Source organism: Rickettsia africae ESF-5 (genome assembly GCF_000023005.1).
Lineage (GTDB): Bacteria > Pseudomonadota > Alphaproteobacteria > Rickettsiales > Rickettsiaceae > Rickettsia > Rickettsia rickettsii.
In genome coordinates, this window is sequence record NC_012633.1 from 688,827 (window position 1) to 708,797 (window position 19,971).

The following is a 19,971-nucleotide window of genomic DNA, read 5'->3' on the forward strand; positions in this document are numbered from 1 at the left end:
AACGTTATATATTCTGGGGTGGTGGTCCGAGACAATGTGCATGTTGTAGTGTTATTGACAACAAAATGAGTACTATGTTGAGTGTGGATAAATGAAGCAAAAGTATTATAAGTACTCACGTTATTGATTATTTTACTGGTAATAGTTACGATGCTTATATCAACATTGAGTATCCTAATTATTAGTACGAGATACATAATACTTATTTGCTTTATAAGTGTGATGTGCACTACCGTATTGTGTTTGCCTATGCATAGTGGTAGAGCGTATTTGAAGTTCAATATTACCTTTATTACTACCACCTGATATGACTAAATGTATTGATTGATATCCATTATTCTTGGGATATCTAATATAATCAACAAACTGTGATGTTATGGTATTATAATGTAGATGAATTAATTTAGAAAAATCGTAACATGCTTTTTTATTTGGTACAATTGCTCTAAAAGCCAAAATATCATTAAGTGCTGTAATATGGATATCTTTAACAAGTGTTTTTATCCATATAGAATATGGGGACTTAATTCTGTAGCTTAGGCTTGCTTTTATATTTAGTTTTCTAAATATATTTCTGAATTGCTGTTCTATATTGTGAATTATATTATCTATGTCAGGATATAGCCAATGCATATAATGAAGAATTCTATTACGTTCTTCAGGATATTGAATCTTAAAACATAAATCTTGTAAAAGATAAGCAAGGTCATTGTGTGCTGTATATGATAAAAGATAAGGGATATAACAATTAGTGATGATCTCTGATATATGCTGAGCATCGGTATTATTATACTCAAGGTTAAAGATACTCACCTTATGTAATAATGGAACAAGCGAAGTTAATATTGCCGTTTCCTGTAGTTTGGGATTAATAGTTAGTAACAGCTCATGAAAATGAATATATTGCTCAGCATATGGTTTATAGTGAATAGTAGATAATTTATTAATAACATCAACTAGATATATAATATTATTATTAAAATGATTATAATCTTCTAGATTAAGATGTTGTATATTTTCATGTAATAGTACTGCTGTGAATGAGGAAGAATCTAGTTGTAATGCTTTTGTAATGGTATGTATTTGGTCAGGATAGGTTGTTTTATCAGAGCAGTATTGATGGTATAACTCTAAAGCTTGATTAATACATGAATTATTGGTGATATTTTGATATAACATTATTTACTTAAGCATCTGTGAAAGCGTTGCAAGATAAAAAATTTTTAACCACACTATAAAATATATATCCTGAAATCATAATACTTTCATTCTGAAATAAAAGTTTTATCTTGCAACACTCTCAGTACATTTAATTTTTTGTAATTTGCAGCTATATTAAAGCAATGTGTATATAATTGCCTTGCAACTCTCGGTACCTTGAGATAAGTAGCAATAGACAAGAAGATCTGTAAAGTTTCTAAAATTATTTTTCTTCCTTTCTCAGGAGGTTTAGCTCCTACTGTTTGTATATTATGTAATCGATCAAATAATTTAATTAATAGCAATTCTTGTTTCTGCTGCTGATACAATATTTTAACCATTTCTGCTGAACTAATTTTTTTATCATTTTTAACTCGTGTTAAATCTTCAACTTGATTAGCAATCTTATGGCCAAATTCTTGTATAATCATTTCTTTGGTAAGTTAATGTATCTTCAATACAATCGTGCAATATGCTAGTTACTATAATATATGTTCTAAATAAATAATCAGAAACCATATATGCTACTTCTAAAGGATGTGAGTAATACAATTCTCCTGTTTCTCGCTTTTGCCTGCCATGATACTTTTTAGTAAAATAAATTGCTTTTTTAATTTTATTAAGATCAACTTTGTTGCTAGAAATCTTATTAATGAGCATGAGCTTAGTTAATAGTCTTGTACTATATCGGCAATTTGATAGATCTGTAATTTTTACTTTGTCTAGCTCAATATCTATAGGTTTTAACTTGCCTATAATAGGATCTATAGTTTTTTGATGATTTTCTTGACTTTTTGCCATATATCCTTCCTTACTATAATTTACTTAAGTGTAGCAAGTGAAGCACAATAATCAAGAAAATTATCATTAGACCTCTTTCGAAACTCTCTTATGGTTAAGAATTTGAATGCAACACGAAGCACAAAACCTCAACATAAATATACTGTGCGTGTGGATTCGAGCACCGGACCAACGTATAAATTATCATCAAAAGTAGAGTTTCGCAAGAGGTCTATTATCATACATAATCATCAAAAACTTATCAATATCAACATTATGTATCATAAATCAGATCATCAAGAAGAGGTAACTTAATTGGTATATTACAGACGATAGTAGTACTTTTACCTTTTTCACTCGTTACTTCAATCTCTCCATTTAGCTCACTAATTAGACGTTTTACAAAACTTAATCCTGATCCAAGTTCATGATATTGCGTAGCAACATCAAATTTATCAATCTTTTCATGAAGATGTTGCCTGATTTCTTTAGATAAACCAACACCACTATCATGCACCATAAATTGGAATACCATTTCTCTATTTTGTTGTTCTGATTCTGATAATGCAGGACTAGTAGCAAACATGTTCACTGTTACCACAACTTTTCCTTCTTTAGTAAATTTAATAGCGTTATCTATTAACTGTTCTAATATTGCTCCTATTCTATAAGTATCACTAATTATAGCATTTGTTAAATCATACTGAAAATTACAAGATAAATTTAATCCTTTACGTTGAGCTATTGGCATCGCTTTATCAATAATCTTATTTACCAATGTTTTGGATCAAACTTATTTTAAACTATAGGAGGTAATCCTGAATTATTCTGTAGGTAACTAATTATGTTGTTATAATAATCCAGTAATTCTTCAGCACAATTTACCACACTAGCTAAATAATCCTTTTTTTCAGGATTATCTTCTATTTCATAAAGAGCTGTTACTAATGAAAAAATCCCATTACATGGAATCTTTAATCCATGTACCATATTTTGAACTACATCTCTTTTAAATAACTCAGATTCTTTCAATTTATTATTTGCTTCTTGTAATTCTAATTTATATTTAATTATATCAGTATAATTTGTGATCGTCGAGTTAATGATATTCTCTTCTTGCTGATATGGTATTAATGTGACAGATATGGGAGATAATTGAAGATTCCAATTTGTTTTAGTAAGATTAGTAATATTATGATTATCTTTTGGTTAATTTTGATTATTAATTGTCATAGCATTTCCTTACTGTTAAAGTTAAGAAAACAGCTCAGAGGTTAAAGTGTTAAAATTTTGTAGTTTTTTAATTTAACCTCTGAACCAGAGTTGCACCACGGCCGCTCTTAACAAGGACAGATATCACCACAATATTATGAAGTACAGAGGATTTAAGAGCTTTTATGACAGATTTTTATACAATTGGGCAAACAGCTGCACAAATGAGACAGACTTAAAATATAATATTTGCTAGCCCTATTCTTTATCAATTATACATAGATAAAATAACACTAAGTGATGCTATAATAAATATTAAAATCCTTTTGAATATGCTGTTTTGCTCGCATTTAAGCCTCTTTTCTGATATAATCTTTAGTAGAAAATAAAGATAAATAACAAATTATGTCAGTAAAGAACTTAGATAAACCACAACCATTCCTGCAATGGGTGGGTGGTAAAAGAAAAATCGTTGATCAATTAGTTAAATTTATTCCTGAAAGACTAAACAACTACTATGAACCATTTCTTGGTGGTGGAGCTTTATTCTTTCATGTACGAGATAAATTTAAACAATGCTATTTATCTGATATTAACCTTGAGCTAGTAACGTCCTATAACGCAGTTAAGACAAATCCTGATGCGGTTAGTAAATTACTAGACTCACATAAAGCAAAGCACTCTAAAGAGCATTATTATCAAGTGAGAGCTAATAATGATAGTAGTGATCCAATAAAAATTACTGCAAGATTTATTTATTTTAATAGATATTCATTTAAAGGTATTTACCAGATTAATATTGATGGCAAACCAGCTCAAACTTTCTCTGGTAGGAATTATAGCAAATCTGATATTGCGTCTAGACTAAAGCAATGTAGTAGCTTACTTGCTGGCACATCCATTTGTGCTATAGATTTTTCTTTTATTGAACCACAACAAGATGATTTTGTTTATTTTGATCCTCCTTATCATAAATCAGGTGAGAAATTCTATACTAGATTGCCATTTGATGAAAATGAGCAAACTAGACTTAGAGATTTTGCTCTAGAGCTAAACAATAAAAATGTTAAAATAATGATTTCTAATAGCGACACTCCTTTTATTAGAAACTTATACAAGAATTTCAATATTAAGATTATTAAAGTTAAATATTCTATGCCTGAGCACAATAAAATATCTGATGAAGTAGTTATTACAAATTATCAATTACCACAATAGCTTAGTTATATTCAAACTTGATTAATTCAAAGCAATAATCTTGAGTCTTAAAAACTTCTTCTAGATCTTGCATATGACGATTTCTAACATAGTAATCATTAAAAGCCGTTGTTGATTTAAGGATTACCTTTTTGTTGACTATATCTTCCTCTACCACTACTAATTTACCTAATACCCCAAAATCAATATATTGGTTATAACGTTCAATAAGAAATTTTCTTACCTGGTACCATACTGAATCAGGATTTAATTGTTTACTTAATTGCCATAAATAATCTTGTCTTTGATCTTCAATATTATTCTGCTTCGCTTCAAGCTCAGCAAATGGTATGATTTGTAACTGCCCAATACTACTGCCATAGATCATTCGTACTTGCTGGAGTATTTTATCTTTGCTATGTTCTGAAAGCGTAATAGTTTTAAGCAGTTTTATTTGATAGTTATTACCTACTACCCCAATAAAGCAGCAAGAGCTTAATAATTCATAGGCAGTATCATGATCAAAAATACCGACGATTTTACGTTTTAACTGGGCTTGTCTGCTAGTATTGTTACTGCTTTCTATTTTATCTAGATATTGCTCCTTAACTTTATGCACATTGCTAGATTTAAACTGAAACTTCTCACAATTAGCTTGAGTAGTTTCTCTCAGTTCATGAGCTAACGCTTTAGCCATGTAATTTAAAAACACTTTTTTATGACCAAAATGATGTTCTGGGTATTGTTCGGCTAATTTCAATAAGAGCTTGTTAATAAAAGTAAGATTAAATTCTCGATTTGATTTTATCTGTAATAAATCAGCCTCTTCTTGGGTTAATGGATGGAAATCTGTTAATTTTTTTCTTTTGAACCAGCTTTTATGATTAACGCCATTAATTGATGCATTATTGCTGTTTGATGGTGTAGAGTTATATTTTTTAGAGATTTTATTAATAACTGCTTGTAGTGCAGTATTAATCCGTGTAGCACCTATTGTGATATTAGCACTAGAGAAATTAGTATTATCAGCTTGTTGTTGATCGTTGATTAAGCTTGTTGCCTTGAATTGTAAATTTGTTTCAAGTTGTTGTTCTTGTAACTGAGTTTGGTTATTGTAATTAGATTCATTTTTTTTATTTTGAAAAATTGTAGATCTGTTAGATCTAGATTTATTAGATATATTTTTATTATTATCTATATATAAGTAGTTGGCGAAATTTTTTTCAGGTTGACCTGAAATTTCTTTCGGGTTGGAACGAAAAATTTTTTGTGTATGGCTGAAAATTTTTTCGTTTTCAGCTGAAGATGTATGATTATAAGGCTGGAAATCTTTTGCTAATTTTATACAAGGAGTGTTACGACATTTGATACCATATTTAATTACTGTTGTGGTAGAAAGATTGATGAACCCGGATTGTTCTAGTTCGAGTAGACATTGTCTTACTCTTCGTTGACAAACGCCTAGAGATTCTTCAAAGAAATGATAGGTTTCCTGGAGTTCGTCGATAGAATTGTTATAATAGATTTGTAAGCGGAAGACTATCAGGGATAAGAGCTGTCTTGAGGTTTTACTTAAGATTTTACCATTATTAGAGGTCAGATTATTCCATTCAGGTGGAATAAAATTACCGACAAAATTGTAGAATATAACAGAGCTATTATCACTATTGTTAATATTTAACTTATTATTAGAGTTAGAGGTGGAAAAAGAGGAGAATATATTATGCATAATATTTCTCCTGAATCTCAGTGATAGAAGAGATTTGAAAGCAATTATAGCTCTGATAACTTAATCTCAAAGGAGAATATAAGGAGCATAAGAATTTTTTGATAACAATACTAAACTGTAGAAACCCTGGAGGGAAGGTGGTGGGCGATAGGGGAGTTGAACCCCTGACCTTTACGATGTCAACGTAATGCTCTAACCAGCTGAGCTAATCACCCTGATAATTTTTTTAATCTTTATGTAGTTTTGGCTTTATTGAATTATGAACCTTATAATATTTACAATTAAGATAAGTGTCAATTGATTAGTTCAAGTTATATGTTAAAAAGATTATATTGATAAAAAATAGTTATATTGCATACATTTATTAAAAAAACAGAAAAAACTCCTAAAACAGCTATTTCAATAACTAAAACTTAAGATTAAAGGAAGGTTTTAATGAAAAACTTTGATGAATTTAAAAAAGAGTTATTATCAAACCCCGAAGTAAAAAAAGCTTATGAAGAACGAAAAATGGAATTTGAGATAGCAAGCACTTTAATAAAGGTTCGTCTTGCATCTAATATGACTCAGGCGGATGTTGCTAAAAAATGTCTAATGCTCAAGCGCAAATAGCAAGAATGGAAAGCGGACATCATATTCCTAATGTCTTAAGCCTTCAAAAATACGCTAAAGCTGTAAATCAAAAAATTAATTTGTTGATTACCCCATCATAGGGTGTACTACTAAATCTATATGTAGTTTTTAACCCTTGTTTTTTTAAAAAATTCATTAATGTACTAGATTTCAAGCTTTATTTCCATTATTTATAATATTTTATTATTTAGTCTATAATTTTATGGTGGATTTAAAAACTAAAGCCTTTGATATTTCTCAAAATTTCACTATTTCTCTTGACGGTCCTGCTGCTTCAGGTAAAGGGACTATCGGTTTAATACTGGCTAAGAAATTTTCTCTTAAATATTTTCAGTCAAGTATTGTTTATAGGCAGCTTGCGTTTGACTGTATTAGTCAAAAAATAGATGTCACTGATATAGATGCGGTAATTGCTTTATCTAAAGAATTAAAACTCGACAATAATTTTGACTTAGAGAATGAGAATATAGGAAATATAGCATCGCAAATTGCCGTAATAAGTGAAATTAGAAATAATCTAAACAAATACCTGATTAATCTAGTAAAAACAACACCTAGAATGATTATGGAGGGTAGGGATATAGGCACCGTTGTTGCACCTGACGCCGATTTAAAGATTTTTATAACCGCAAATCCTCAAATTAGGGCTGAAAGACGATATAAGCAGTTGCAAGCAAAAGGAAAAACATGTATACTCGATGAGATTTTACGGCAAATAATTTTGCGAGATAAAAGAGATAAAGAGCGAAAAGCTGCACCGTTATTACCGGCTTCAGATGCTTTAATTATCGATACTTCAAAGCTTTCGGCTATGGAAGTTGTAGAAGAAGTAACAAATTATATAAAGAATAAAATAACTTGAAAAAGTGCTAGGTTATTTTATTCGATTGTATGGCGTTATTGCATGGCTAGTATGTCATTCTCGCGTAGGCGGGAATCCAGAAAAAGCGAAATTGAGCTTTTAATATTAAAAATTCAGTGTGTTTTTACCTTTTAGTTACTGAATTCCCGCCTACGCGGGAATGACATACTAGCCATGCAAAGAGCATCCAATTTTATTAACCTTTCAAAAAAATTTTATTAGCCTAGGCACTTTAGCTAATACTACGAGAAGAATATGTCAATAAAACTAAAACAACGATTTGTTCCACAACTTGCAGCAATGAATCACGAATTTGCGGAAGATTTCTCTAAAATGCTTGAAACCGTTGATACAAGTCATATAAAAGAAAAAACGGTAGTTAAAGGTCAAGTAATCGAAATAAAAAACGATATAATTATTGTTGACGTTGGATTAAAAAATGAAGGTAGAATACCTAAGTCTGAATTTTTAGCTTTACCTGAAGTTGGGGACGTAGTTGAAGTTTTCATCGAGAAAATTGAAGGACGTAACGGCAGAACAATATTGAGCCGTGAAAAAGCAGTTAAAGAAGAATTATGGGGACAACTAGAAATCATGTGTTCCAAGGGCGAATTTGTCGACGGTACGATTTTCGGTCGTGTAAAAGGAGGCTTTACCGTGGATTTATCCGGTGTAGTAGCATTCTTACCGGGAAGCCAAGTTGACGTTAGACCTATTAAAGATCCTACTTCTATAATGAATATCAAGCAACCGTTTAAAATTTTAAGTATGGATAAAAAGCTTGGTAATATAGTAGTTTCAAGAAGAGCTATTTTAGAAGAATCACGTTCCGAAGCTAGAGATGAGATGCTATCTAAAATTAAAGAAGGCATGGTATTAGAAGGAACCGTAAAAAATATTACTGATTACGGTGCGTTTATCGATCTTGGAAGTGTCGACGGTTTATTACATTTAACCGATATTTCTTGGGGAAGAGTTAACCATCCTTCAGAAGTGTTAGACTTTAACCAAAAGGTTAAAGTAATGGTTATTAAGTTTGATGAAAAAACCAAAAGAATATCACTCGGTATAAAACAACTTGATTCTAACCCATGGGAAGCAATTAAAGAAGAATTCCCCGTCGGTAAACAAATGACCGGTAAAGTTACAAATTTTGCTGATTACGGCGTATTTATAGAATTAAAAGACGGGCTTGAGGGACTTGTTCATTCAAGCGAAATTAGTTGGTTAAAATCTAATCAAAATCCTAGAAAAACGCTAACTATAGGGCAAGAAGTAGACTTCGTAGTTTTAGAGGTCGATACTGAAAAGCATCGTGTTTCTTTAAGTATTAAACAATGCCAAGAAAATCCTTTAACAAAGTTCGCTGAAAATAATCCTGTCGGTACTATAATTAAAGCACCGATTAGAAATATTACGGATTTCGGTATTTTTGTTGCACTCGGTAATAATATGGACGGCATGATTCATGAAGGTGATATTAGCTGGGAAGATAAAGGAACGGATCTATTAAAATCATACAAAAAAGGTGATGAAATAGAATGCAAAGTTCTAGCCATTAATATTGAAAAAGAACAAGTTAGTTTAGGTATAAAACAATTGTCGCCGAATCCATATCAAGAAATCAGTGATGAATATAAAAAAGGCACCATAGTTAAAGCCCTTATAACAGAAGTTAAAGATGAGGGACTCGAAGTATTATTAAACGATAAAGTAGCAGGTTTTATTAAAAGAACTGAACTATCGGATGAAAAAGACGAGCAGAAGCCTGAAATGTTTCAAATAGACAAAGAAATAGAAGCCAAAGTTGTTTCTATCGAGAAATCAACCGGTAGAATTTTATTATCGGTAAAAGCTCATAAAATAGCAGAACGTCAAAAAGCTCTCAAAGAATATGGTTCTAGTGATAATACTACCAATATGGGAGATATACTTGCTAATGCTTTAGAAGATAAGAAGTAATAATCTATTATAAGTCATTGTGAGGAGAAACTGTAAGTTTCAACGAAGCAATCTCAGGAGTTCTATGCTACTTCATGAGATTGCCACGTCGGTTATTAAAATAACCTCCTCGTAATGACGAAAAACTATTTAATTAATCAATTTCAGGAGAAAATATTAATGTCGTATGTACCGATAGTAATTGAACCAACATCACGCGGTGAACGTGCTTATGATATATATTCAAGATTGCTAAAAGAACGTATAATCTTTGTATGTAGTACTGTTGAAGATCATATGGCAAACTTAATTGTTGCACAATTATTGTTTCTTGAAGCAGAAAATCCTAAAAAAGATATATATATGTATATCAATTCCCCCGGAGGAGTTGTAACCGCAGGTCTTGCAATTTATGACACAATGCAATATATAAAACCTAAAGTGGCTACATTATGCATAGGTCAAGCTTGTTCTATGGGTTCACTTTTACTGTGCGGGGGCGAGAAGGGGATGCGTTATAGTTTACCTCACAGTCGTATTATGATCCATCAACCATCAGGAGGTTATAAAGGGCAAGCTACCGATATAGAAATCCACGCTCAAGAAACCCTAAAAATCAAAAGATTACTTAACGAATTGTATAGTAAACATACTGAACAAGAGTTAAAACATATCGAAAAAAGTATGGAACGTGATAATTTCATGTCACCGGAAGAAGCAAAAAAATTTGGATTAGTAGATAATATACTGTCTTCCAGAGATGCTATGGCATTGTTAGCAAAATAAAGATTAAATTTTATAGATTTAGTTTTATTATTATAGTATAAGAGAATTAATTTGTTATAGTCAAGTCAGTGGGATTTGCACACCAGAAGCGAGGAGTTAAACCTAACTAATAGGAGAACGACGAATGACGATGCAGGCGAGTCCAAATCGACTATATTGGGGTCATAGCTCAGTTGGTAGAGTGTTTGAATGGCATTCAAAAGGTCGGGGGTTCGACTCCCCCTGGCTCCACCATATCTTATTGCTATTTCAATTTATAAATACTTCACACAGTAAACATATCATAAACTAAGGACTTTTTGCTTTTCAAAAAAAATTAGATAATATTCAAATCTTATCATAATTCCTTTTTAGATTAGTTTTAACTTACTTAGTGAATTAATAAGAGGCTATAAAATGCATAAAGTAATTACACAATTATCAGAAATTAAATTAATTGGTATTACAACAGGTCGGAGAATATAAAGCTCAAAGCGGGGCATTTTAAAGGTAATACAAGTTATTTAATGATAAGCAATATATTAACATAAGCTTTACCCCACTTTCTACTTCTCATTTTTTGCTTTTTTTAAAATGGCTAGAAATGCCACATATAAAACTATGGTGGGATAAGGATATAGAATGGAGTTTAGAATTGATCGAACAAAAATACTCAAGCTATGTTATAGGGTATAAGCTAGAAAATAATGAGCCTAAAAATATACACACTTACATTATAGAAGCAGACTGTACTCCTTTACAATGCTTATGATTTTGAGCGTTCAGACCCATTAATAAACTTACCTTCAAAACTTGCAGCACTTGATTATTTCTTTAATGCTTAGGTTCTGTGGACATTTAATAGAATAATAATAATTATAAAAAATCAATTAGAAATCTTCACAGAACCTAGATATATTAATATAGATTAAGTGTAAAAAGAATTAGTGAGAAAATGCTAAAAGATCAGAATTTAGATATAGAAAGAAAGCAAGACCATATTGAAATTAATCTTACGAAAAACGTTGAATCTACACTTAAAAGCGGTTTTGAATCTATTCACTTTATTCACAATGCATTACCGGAAATTAACTACGATAGCGTAAATACAACTACTACTTTCCTCGGAAAATCTTTACAAGCACCTATCCTAATTTCTAGTATGACCGGAGGCACGACTAGAGCTAGAGATATTAACTATAGACTTGCACAGGTCGCTCAAAAAGCCGGTATTGCTATGGGGCTTGGCTCTATGCGGGTTTTGTTAACGGAACCGGATACAATCAAGACATTTGCAGTAAGACATATAGCTCCCGATATCCCTTTACTAGCCAATATCGGTGCAGTACAGCTTAATTACGGAGTGACACCTAAAGAATGTCAATATTTAGTGGATGCTATTAAAGCCGATGCCTTAATTTTACACTTAAACGTGTTACAGGAACTGACTCAGCCGGAAGGTAATAGAAACTGGGAAAAGCTGTTACCTAAGATAAGAGAAGTGGTTAATTACCTCTCTATTCCGGTAATTGTTAAGGAAGTAGGATACGGTTTATCTAAAAAAGTTGCTGAGAGTCTTATTGACGCAGGGGTTAAGGTTCTTGATATTGCAGGGAGCGGTGGAACATCTTGGAGTCAAGTAGAGGCTTATCGTGCTACAAATTCGTTACAAAACCGTATAGCTAGTAGCTTTATTAACTGGGGAATCCCGACTTTAGATTCTCTAAAAATGGTGCGGGAAGTTTCAAAAGATATTCCGATTATTACCAGTGGCGGGTTAAAATCCGGCATTGACGGTGCAAAAGCAATTCGTATAGGAGCTAATATTTTTGGACTTGCCGGTCAATTTTTAAAAGCAGCAGATACTTCTGAAAGCTTGCTTTCCGAAGAGATACAATTGATAATCGAGCAGCTTAAAATTACCATGCTATGCACCGGATCACGCACTTTAAAAGATTTAGCAAAAGCAGAGATTAGGTTGTAGTAAAATTTATATTCAATAATATATTGGCACCAAATTCAAAAATAACTCTTTCGGCCTTATAATCACTCATTTGAACAAGTTTAATTTCCTCAAGATAAATTACCTTTGGTAAATTCGTTAATGACTTTCCGCCAAAATATTAATGCCGGCTTATTTTCAGGAATAACCGCAACTTCCCATAATCTTTTATGCATTTGCCAAATTTGCTTAGCTACTTGCCTACCAACTCCTTTATTTTGAAATCTTGCTATAATAAAAAATTCCCCCATATTCCAATCGATTTTATAATGCGTTCCAACCTTATTAAGCAATATAAAACCTGCTATTTCGTCATTTAATTTAATTCAATAGGCTTTCCTATTCGTTTCTATAAAATATTTTTTGTAATTATCAGCTTCATATAAACCATCTCGTGGCAATGTCCAATCATATTCATCTGATTCAAACCCACAATAACGCGATATATCATATATATAAAACCGTACCATATTTTGGATTAGAGGGTAATCAGCAACGGTTGCAGTGGTTAAACGTATATTCTTTACAGATTCATTCTTCATAACTCTTTTCTTAAATATAATTTAGCCATTTCTCCGGAATTATGATAACCTAGCACTTCATAAAATATATGCGTACTGTCTTTAGCACATCGATAACCGGAAGTAAGATCAACGATTACGAGGCTATATTTTTTTGCCATTTCTTCTAAATATTCCATAAGCTTTTTACCTATTTGTTTTCCCCGATAATTCTCATCAATCACTAAAGCTTCAATATGAATTTTAGTTTTATCTGAGGCGAAAAGCAGCGATTTAGACCAAGCAATAAATCCAACTATTTTATTATCTAAACTAGCTAAAGCAACACCATACCCCTCACGATTTATAAAATTCTTAAAACGTGCTATTAATTCTTCTGAACTAGAAGGATAGCCAAGTTGAGCCATCAAAGGTAAAATATTTGTAATATTATCAGGAGTTGCTAAACTAATATTTACACTACTCATAATTATCCTTTTTCTCTTCGTTTCTTTAACCTAGCTAAATCTTTTGGACTAGGTAAATAGCTTTTTAATTTCGTAGGTAAATTCTTCGGTTAATTTAAGTTTAAATTTACCCGTTTTTAATTCAATAACAACATAGCATTTAAGTTTAACATGATAAAAAACTAAATCTAAGTAATAATCCTCTCCTTCTAATTCTATAGGTATGAATTACCTATAAATACAAAATCTTGACCGAGTTCTAATAAAAAATCCTTAATATTATCTATTAGCTTATTTTCTAGTTCTCGTTCTAAAATATTTTCTTTAATATCTAGAAATTCTAAATTATAAGGATTTTTTATAATTGATTTTGCTAAATCAGACTGCATTGCCGGTAAAGTATGTCCAAAATTATTTATACTTTTTCCTGATCTTGCGTATAAATTGCTTTTAATTTGCAAGGTTAGTACGTTACGTGACCAACCGTTTTCTATAGTTTTGTGTGCATACATACCAAAGCCTTTCAGTATGATTTTTAACTTTTGAGACAATGACTATATGATATCCTCAGAGAATTTCTCCAACAGGCTGTTGGGGGATTTGTTCATCGTTATATTCTTCAGCAAATTGCCTCATATAAGAAATATTTTCTATAACTTTTGCTCCCCACTTCTCAAGCTTTTGACGTTTAATTATTTGAAAACCAATATTTCAATATAGTTTTATCAATTCTTTATTTACGCTTAAATGTGCACGAATTCGTATTTGCTTGATTTCTAGCTTCAGATTCTCAATTAAATCGTAGTATGATTTGTAATCTAAAATATTATTCATTTACTCAATATTATTTGTATGCTCTAAAATCTTCTCTGCTAAAGCACTTGCCGTTAGATCACTAACATCTATTTCTAACAAATGAGAATGCGTTATATTAATTAACTCTGCGTTTCCTTCAATACTCAAAGATTTATAACACAAAACTCTATCGGGCCTTTGTATTCGTTTATTATTTTCCTCTACTGAAATAAGTAGTTTTACCGATACAACAAGAGAGTCACGCTGCAAAGCCATATTTTCTACTTGCTTAAAAAGCTTATGATCACCTTAATTATCTTCTAAGACATTGGTTCATATTATTATATGGCTTTTCGGTTATTTTAGGTATATGTTAAATATTGCTGAATATCATAGAAAGTACTAAAAAACACAAAATTTCCTTTCATATATCCTTTAGTGTTTTATAATGGCATACAAAAATATACTGCTCCTTTAAATTTATGGGAATTATTTGAAAATAGTGAATTAGTAAAAGCTGCTTGGGTTAATGATTATCAGCTAATTAATGTTCATGAAATTCCTGATGAAAAATTGACAGAAAATACTTGGTCCGGAATTTTATAATTTTTTATGAAGCACATTCATACACGAGATTTGTTAAAGAGATGGTAAGAAATAGCAGACCTTTTACCTATATTTGCTGAGGTTAATATAGGGATTGATTATATAGAGTTAATTTTATTCTACATTTTGACCAAACGCGGTAAAAATGATATAATAGAAATAGAAAAAATACTTAAATCACAATTAATATAGCCAAAAATTTAATCACAGCTGGTGTAAAAACTGATTTAATAGCTACCTCAACCGGATTAAAGAAGGAAGAGGTTGAAAAACTTAAATAAATTACTTATACATGTATTTATTATCATTTATATTAGGAGGATTAAATGCATTACTCCGTCAATTATATTTATCAATTTGCTCTATAGAGTTTTATAAAGATGTATATAAAAACTATCAAGGGTACGGAATAAGATATGTATTTACCTTATCTTTTATTCCATCAATAATTTATTGTATTTTTATATTAAATTACATAATAACTTTAAAAGATTATTTTAACGGAATACAATCATCAAAAGTTACAGCCAACATTGAATATATTATCAATCAATTACCGGAAATTAAATATAATAATTCAAACATTTCAGTTGAAGAAGTAGAACCTATATATTTATATAGCAAGAATAACAATAAAATAGTCGTCATTGATACAAAAAATCAAGTTTCTAACAAAGAAAAAAGCAAAATACCGTTTGTACTTGAAGAGAATAAGCTGAAGATAAATTTAATTGTAGCCAATACTAAGAAAAATTTCCCAAGTACTGTTAACTATTCTGAGATATTCAAGCAAAATGAAGTAATTTTAACTCCTGAAATAATAAAAAAATATTTTGCCGATCATTTATTATATGCACCAAATTTATTTATTTATTTCGGTATGCCGGCTATTATATTATTTTGGTTTGTAACATTCTTATTAGAGAGAAGTATTATAGTTTTGTTAGTATATAGCTTAGCTAATTTACTTACTACTAAAACTTCAATACAAACTTCTATAAGGTTAGTAATGTTTTCAAGCGGAGTCCCGATAATATTACAACCGGTTATTATTATATTAATACCGGAATTAAGCATATTATTACAGCTACTACAAATGTTTACAACTTGTTTAGTATTTGTCGCTATTTGGCAAATTAACAAGAACCTATCGCACTATATGTAAGAAAAATCAATTATCATATAAGCATGCTTTAATACCGGAACATGAGTTAGGAAAATTAAACGATGCAATAGTAGATTCTGTAAGAGTTAAAGTAGTTCATCCAAATCCAAAACTTGCAGAACATCATCTTCAAGAAATAGCTCAAGGTAAACAAATATGGGATGGGTATAAATTTAAAATATTACGTATGGGACCAGAAGAAAAAAATCACCAATTATTCTATGATATCTCCTCTCAAAGATTACTTGATGCTAACGGTAAAGTAGCTTCTACTATCGGTAAAGAAAGTAAAAGCATGAATAATGTTCAAGCATTTGTAATGGGAGAGGATGGAACAATTTATATGGGTACTCATAAAAATCAATATTTGCCAAATACTAAAAATCTTGTTCACGATTCATTTTTAAGTGGAAAGCCTGCGGAAGCAGCAGGAGTTATAGGTATAAATGATAGGAGAAAAATTGATTACCTTCGTAATAATAGCGGTCATTATCAACCTGAAGCTTTAGATATGTACTGTGCTGTAAAAAAATACAAGAAACTATGCCCGGTGCTTTAGATAAAAATTGTCAAATCGATATTCAAGGGCATCTACGAATACTTGTTACTGATTTTGTAAAAAATATGGAAACCAAAGTAGGTTTCAAAAAAAATGCTAAAACTCATTATGAAAAACTAAGAGAGGAAAGAATAGAGAAAATTAAAAATTATCAAACTAATTTAAAAAATATTGCTGCTTCTTCAAAACCTAAAGCTAGAAATAGAACAACAAACAGAGGGCGTGGATAATAAATTAACTATTTATAATTAAATGTCATTCCTGCGAAAGCAAGCATCCAGCTAAATGTCATACTCCAGCATTGTTGCATGGATTGGTAAAACCCATTATGTCACCTAGTTCGCTTGACCACTGGGACCATAAAAATAATTTAAAGTACTAATATTTAATTGGGTCCCGCTACAAGCTTGCGGGATGATGACAAAGCAATTTTGGATTCCCGCTTCTAGCTAGGAATGATATCGAAGGTGTTTTTTGCACCATGCAACAACGTCCCTAGGCAATGTTGGATTAACACTTATTTATAATATTCTCTCCTTCCTTTCTACTGCTACTAGTTTTTACACAATTAAATTTTAGTTTATATTAACAAGCTAATTTTTTATTAAATAATATAATTATATACTTGACTAAATTACTTGGGTATTGTAAATATTAAACAATTTTAAGTTTTAATAGGTTGGTTATATGATGCTGACGACGAAAGGAAGATATGCCGTAATGGCAATACTTGAAATGGCCTCAAAATCAAGTGCCGAACCGGTCACTTTGAATGAAATGTCCGTAAAACAAAATATATCGCTTAACTATTTAGAGCAGATATTTTCTAAACTTAAAAAAGCTGATCTAGTTAAGGCTATTAGAGGATCGAAAGGTGGGTATATTTTAATCGGTAACCTAGAAGAAATAAAAATTTCCGATATTATGGACGCCGTTAACGAAAATTTTATAATGACTACCTGCTATAAGAAGTCAGTTAAAACTTGCGTGCCTGATACAATAAAATGTAATTCGCATAAATTATGGCAAGGTCTTGGTAAGCATATTAGAGATTATTTTGAAAATATCTCAATTAAAGATGCTTTAAACTCAAATTTAAATATATGATATATTTAGACCATAATGCTACTACTTTTATCGACCCTAGAGTTAAGGAATTCATAATAAGTTTAATGGACAAGGAGCTTAACCCTTCATCAGCACATAGCTCAGGTAGATTTGCTAAGAATCTCATAGAAACGGTACGCGCACAAATAGCGACGGCTCTTGGTATAACCTTATCATCTAGAGAATATGATATTACTTTTACTTCATCAGGAACTGAAGGTAATAATTTAATAATGAAAAATTTTTATGACGGCGATATTTTTATTTCAGCTATTGAACATTTATCGATCTATAACCATATAAACTACGCTCCAAATATTAAAGTTATAAGTGTTAATACGCAAGGGCTAGTTGATTTAGAACATTTAGAAGAGTTGTTAGCTCAAAGTAATACTAGTAAAAAACTAGTTTCCATAATAATGGCTAATAATGAAAGCGGAGTTTTACAAGATATAGCTGAGATAGGTAAAATAACTAAAAAATATGAGGCAAAATTTCATAGCGATTTAGTGCAAGGTTTTGGCAGAATACCAATAAATATCAAAGCATTAGGATTAGATTTTGCTACAATTTCAGGGCATAAAATAGGAGGGGGGCAGGGTGGTGCTGCTTTAATTTCTAGCTCTAATTTTCAAATTACTCCAATGATTATAGGAGGAGGGCAGGAAAAATCAGTACGCTCAGGCACTGAAAATGTTTTAGCAATTGCAGGATTTGGTTTAGCTTCTGCATTGAGGACAGATAATATCTCAGAAAATTATATAAAAATCAAAAAGTTACAAGAAAATTTAGAGAAAAAATTAAAAAAATATCCTAATGTAAATATTGTTAGTAATAACGTAGCTAGGTTGCCTAATACTACCTTAATTACTATACCAAATACGGATGCACAAGCGAAATTAATCGGGTTTGATTTACATAATATTTGCGTAAGTTCCGGTTCTGCTTGTTCATCGGGAAAAATATCTAAATCGCATGTATTAACCAATATGGGTGTAGGGGAAGAAGAAGCAAAATCTTCGATTAGGATATCTTTAAGCCATACTAATACGGTACGTGATATAGAGGCTTTTATAGAGGCTTTTGAGGAGATTTACGATGTCATTCCTAGCTAAAAGCTACGTTGTTGCACGGCTCCGTTTATGTCATTCCCGCTTCCGCAAGAATGACATCGATGACTGTTTAAACTATACCAAAACATGAATTAATTTAACCATATGAACCCACAATTAAACAATTTAACCTTACCGATATATATGGATTATCAGGCGACGACTCCAATAGATCCAAGAGTAATGGAGGCAATGTTGCCTTATTTTACTACCAAGTTCGGCAATCCTCATTCACGCAGCCATTCTTTCGGTTGGGAGGCAGAAAACGCCGTTGAAGAAGCAAGGAGTATGGTAGCAAAGTTAATAGGAGCGGATACTAAAGAAATTATTTTCACTTCCGGTGCAACTGAGTCTAACAATCTTGCAATAAAGGGAATAGCAAAATTTTACAGCAATAAAAAGAATCATATTATTACCGTAGTCAGTGAACATAAATGCGTACTTGATGCTTGCAGGCATTTAGAGCAAGAAGGTATAAAAATCACATACTTACCGATTAAGCCAAATGGAATAATCGATTTAGAAACTCTAAAAAATGCCATTACCGATCAGACTATGTTAGTTTCAGTTATGGTGGTTAATAATGAAATAGGTGTTGTTCAGCCTTTAAAGGAAATCGGGCAAATTTGCCGTGAAAAGGGCGTTTTTTTTCATTCCGATATTGCTCAAGGTTTTGGTAAAATTCCAATTGATGTTAACGCATTTAATATTGATCTTGCCAGTATCTCAGGGCATAAAATTTACGGTCCGAAAGGAATAGGTGCATTATATGTAAGGAAAAAACCTCGTGTGCGTGTTACACCGCTCATAAACGGTGGCGGACAGGAGAGAGGTATACGTTCAGGTACGCTACCGACTCCTTTAATCGTAGGGCTTGGCATGGCTGCTGAAATAGCGTATAGTGAGATGGAAAAAGATACTAAGCACATAAATTACTTATTCGACAGATTTTTAAATAATATACATAAGCGAATTTCAAAAGTTTATTTAAACGGCGATAAAAATCAAAGATATAAAGGTAATTTAAATTTAAGCTTTGCCGGAGTTGAAGGAGAATCAATGATCCTTGCCATTAAAGATTTAGCGGTTTCCTCCGGTTCTGCTTGTACTTCTGCCTCTTTAGAACCGTCATATGTTTTACGTTCTATGGGAATCGGTGAAGAGCTTGCCCATACTGCAATTAGGTTCGGCATAGGTAGATTTACTACCGAGCAGGAAGTTGACTACGCAGTAAATTTAATATGCTCAAAAATCGATAAACTAAGGGAATTAAGCCCTCTTTGGGAAATGATGCAAGAGGGAATTGATTTGAAAAAGATTAAATGGGCTGTACATTGAG

19 protein-coding genes, 2 tRNA genes and 4 pseudogenes are annotated in these 19,971 nt (G+C 31.4%); 15 read left to right on the forward strand and 10 right to left on the reverse strand.

Annotated elements, in window-relative coordinates; genetic code table 11:
• Positions 1 to 174: 174 nt before the first annotated feature.
• The 3 genes and pseudogenes from RAF_RS03610 to RAF_RS10595 form a co-directional block, all read right to left on the reverse strand.
• The gene (locus RAF_RS03610; RefSeq protein ID WP_041471876.1) at positions 175 to 1,179 is read right to left on the reverse strand and encodes a bifunctional (p)ppGpp synthetase/guanosine-3',5'-bis(diphosphate) 3'-pyrophosphohydrolase; all 1,005 of its coding nucleotides are present in this window, start codon (positions 1,177 to 1,179) and stop codon (positions 175 to 177) included.
• 86 nt (positions 1,180 to 1,265) lie between these two features.
• A pseudogene (locus tag RAF_RS03615) lies at positions 1,266 to 2,001 on the reverse strand (HD domain-containing protein).
• Positions 2,002 to 2,254: 253 nt separating this feature from the next.
• A pseudogene (locus RAF_RS10595) lies at positions 2,255 to 3,171 on the reverse strand (sensor histidine kinase).
• A gap of 426 nt (positions 3,172 to 3,597) precedes the next feature.
• Here RAF_RS10595 and RAF_RS03625 point away from each other — a divergent pair.
• Positions 3,598 to 4,410 carry a DNA adenine methylase gene (locus RAF_RS03625; RefSeq protein WP_012719754.1) on the forward strand — a complete coding sequence of 271 codons (813 nt, stop codon included), beginning with the start codon at positions 3,598 to 3,600 and terminating at the stop codon, positions 4,408 to 4,410.
• A gap of 1 nt (position 4,411) precedes the next feature.
• Here the strand turns inward: RAF_RS03625 and RAF_RS03630 are convergent, their stop codons facing one another.
• Both RAF_RS03630 and RAF_RS03635 read right to left on the reverse strand, forming a co-directional pair.
• On the reverse strand, positions 4,412 to 6,118 hold the full coding sequence (locus tag RAF_RS03630; RefSeq protein WP_012719755.1) for a hypothetical protein: 1,707 nt from the start codon (positions 6,116 to 6,118) through the stop codon (positions 4,412 to 4,414).
• Between the two features lie 138 nt (positions 6,119 to 6,256).
• Positions 6,257 to 6,333 (reverse strand) — tRNA-Val (locus RAF_RS03635).
• A gap of 220 nt (positions 6,334 to 6,553) precedes the next feature.
• Here RAF_RS03635 and RAF_RS09860 point away from each other — a divergent pair.
• From RAF_RS09860 to fni, 7 genes are all read left to right on the forward strand, one after another.
• Positions 6,554 to 6,730 (forward strand): hypothetical protein, encoded by a 177-nt coding sequence (locus tag RAF_RS09860; protein ID WP_012719756.1) that lies wholly within the window; start codon positions 6,554 to 6,556, stop codon positions 6,728 to 6,730.
• Between the two features lie 223 nt (positions 6,731 to 6,953).
• Entirely contained in the window at positions 6,954 to 7,613 is a 660-nt protein-coding gene (gene cmk, locus RAF_RS03640) for a (d)CMP kinase (protein WP_012719757.1), read from the forward strand.
• Between the two features lie 255 nt (positions 7,614 to 7,868).
• A complete protein-coding gene (locus RAF_RS03645) occupies positions 7,869 to 9,575 on the forward strand; it encodes a 30S ribosomal protein S1 (protein ID WP_012719758.1) in 1,707 nt (568 codons plus the stop codon).
• Between the two features lie 159 nt (positions 9,576 to 9,734).
• Entirely contained in the window at positions 9,735 to 10,340 is a 606-nt protein-coding gene (gene clpP, locus RAF_RS03650) for an ATP-dependent Clp endopeptidase proteolytic subunit ClpP (RefSeq protein WP_014410745.1), read from the forward strand.
• A gap of 158 nt (positions 10,341 to 10,498) precedes the next feature.
• Positions 10,499 to 10,574: transfer RNA gene (locus RAF_RS03655), tRNA-Ala, on the forward strand.
• A 349-nt stretch (positions 10,575 to 10,923) separates the two neighbouring features.
• On the forward strand, positions 10,924 to 11,091 hold the full coding sequence (locus RAF_RS09340; RefSeq protein ID WP_200858165.1) for a hypothetical protein: 168 nt from the start codon (positions 10,924 to 10,926) through the stop codon (positions 11,089 to 11,091).
• A gap of 183 nt (positions 11,092 to 11,274) precedes the next feature.
• Positions 11,275 to 12,303 carry a type 2 isopentenyl-diphosphate Delta-isomerase gene (fni, locus tag RAF_RS03665; RefSeq protein WP_012719760.1) on the forward strand — a complete coding sequence of 343 codons (1,029 nt, stop codon included), beginning with the start codon at positions 11,275 to 11,277 and terminating at the stop codon, positions 12,301 to 12,303.
• 89 nt (positions 12,304 to 12,392) lie between these two features.
• Here the strand turns inward: fni and RAF_RS03670 are convergent, their stop codons facing one another.
• The 5 genes and pseudogenes from RAF_RS03670 to RAF_RS03695 form a co-directional block, all read right to left on the reverse strand.
• Positions 12,393 to 12,614 (reverse strand): acetyltransferase, encoded by a 222-nt coding sequence (locus RAF_RS03670; RefSeq protein ID WP_012719761.1) that lies wholly within the window; start codon positions 12,612 to 12,614, stop codon positions 12,393 to 12,395.
• 33 nt (positions 12,615 to 12,647) lie between these two features.
• On the reverse strand, positions 12,648 to 12,863 hold the full coding sequence (locus tag RAF_RS03675) for a hypothetical protein (RefSeq protein ID WP_012719762.1): 216 nt from the start codon (positions 12,861 to 12,863) through the stop codon (positions 12,648 to 12,650).
• The gene (locus RAF_RS03680; RefSeq protein WP_012719763.1) at positions 12,860 to 13,309 is read right to left on the reverse strand and encodes a GNAT family N-acetyltransferase; all 450 of its coding nucleotides are present in this window, start codon (positions 13,307 to 13,309) and stop codon (positions 12,860 to 12,862) included. Before RAF_RS03680 ends, RAF_RS03675 begins: the two co-directional genes overlap by 4 nt.
• A 48-nt stretch (positions 13,310 to 13,357) precedes the next feature.
• Positions 13,358 to 13,800: pseudogene (locus RAF_RS09865) on the reverse strand (PDDEXK nuclease domain-containing protein).
• Positions 13,801 to 14,122: 322 nt separating this feature from the next.
• Entirely contained in the window at positions 14,123 to 14,359 is a 237-nt protein-coding gene (locus RAF_RS03695) for a hypothetical protein (RefSeq protein WP_041471877.1), read from the reverse strand.
• An 85-nt stretch (positions 14,360 to 14,444) separates the two neighbouring features.
• Here RAF_RS03695 and RAF_RS10760 point away from each other — a divergent pair.
• The 7 genes and pseudogenes from RAF_RS10760 to RAF_RS03735 form a co-directional block, all read left to right on the forward strand.
• Positions 14,445 to 14,875 (forward strand): annotated as a pseudogene (locus RAF_RS10760) (Rpn family recombination-promoting nuclease/putative transposase); the annotation flags it as partial.
• Between the two features lie 106 nt (positions 14,876 to 14,981).
• Positions 14,982 to 15,854, forward strand: coding sequence for a DUF1189 family protein (locus RAF_RS03705; RefSeq protein WP_012719766.1), 873 nt, complete (start codon positions 14,982 to 14,984; stop codon positions 15,852 to 15,854).
• Positions 15,808 to 16,413 (forward strand): hypothetical protein, encoded by a 606-nt coding sequence (locus RAF_RS09875; protein WP_234943865.1) that lies wholly within the window; start codon positions 15,808 to 15,810, stop codon positions 16,411 to 16,413. Before RAF_RS03705 ends, RAF_RS09875 begins: the two co-directional genes overlap by 47 nt.
• Positions 16,398 to 16,643 (forward strand): hypothetical protein, encoded by a 246-nt coding sequence (locus tag RAF_RS03720; protein ID WP_041471878.1) that lies wholly within the window; start codon positions 16,398 to 16,400, stop codon positions 16,641 to 16,643. The genes RAF_RS09875 and RAF_RS03720 overlap by 16 nt, the downstream gene beginning before the upstream one ends.
• 457 nt (positions 16,644 to 17,100) lie before the next feature.
• Positions 17,101 to 17,520, forward strand: coding sequence for a Fe-S cluster assembly transcription factor (locus RAF_RS03725; RefSeq protein WP_012150915.1), 420 nt, complete (start codon positions 17,101 to 17,103; stop codon positions 17,518 to 17,520).
• Positions 17,517 to 18,635 (forward strand): cysteine desulfurase family protein, encoded by a 1,119-nt coding sequence (locus RAF_RS03730; RefSeq protein ID WP_012719767.1) that lies wholly within the window; start codon positions 17,517 to 17,519, stop codon positions 18,633 to 18,635. The genes RAF_RS03725 and RAF_RS03730 overlap by 4 nt, the downstream gene beginning before the upstream one ends.
• Before the next feature lie 102 nt (positions 18,636 to 18,737).
• Positions 18,738 to 19,970 (forward strand): IscS subfamily cysteine desulfurase, encoded by a 1,233-nt coding sequence (locus RAF_RS03735; protein ID WP_012719768.1) that lies wholly within the window; start codon positions 18,738 to 18,740, stop codon positions 19,968 to 19,970.
• Position 19,971 lies beyond the last annotated feature (1 nt).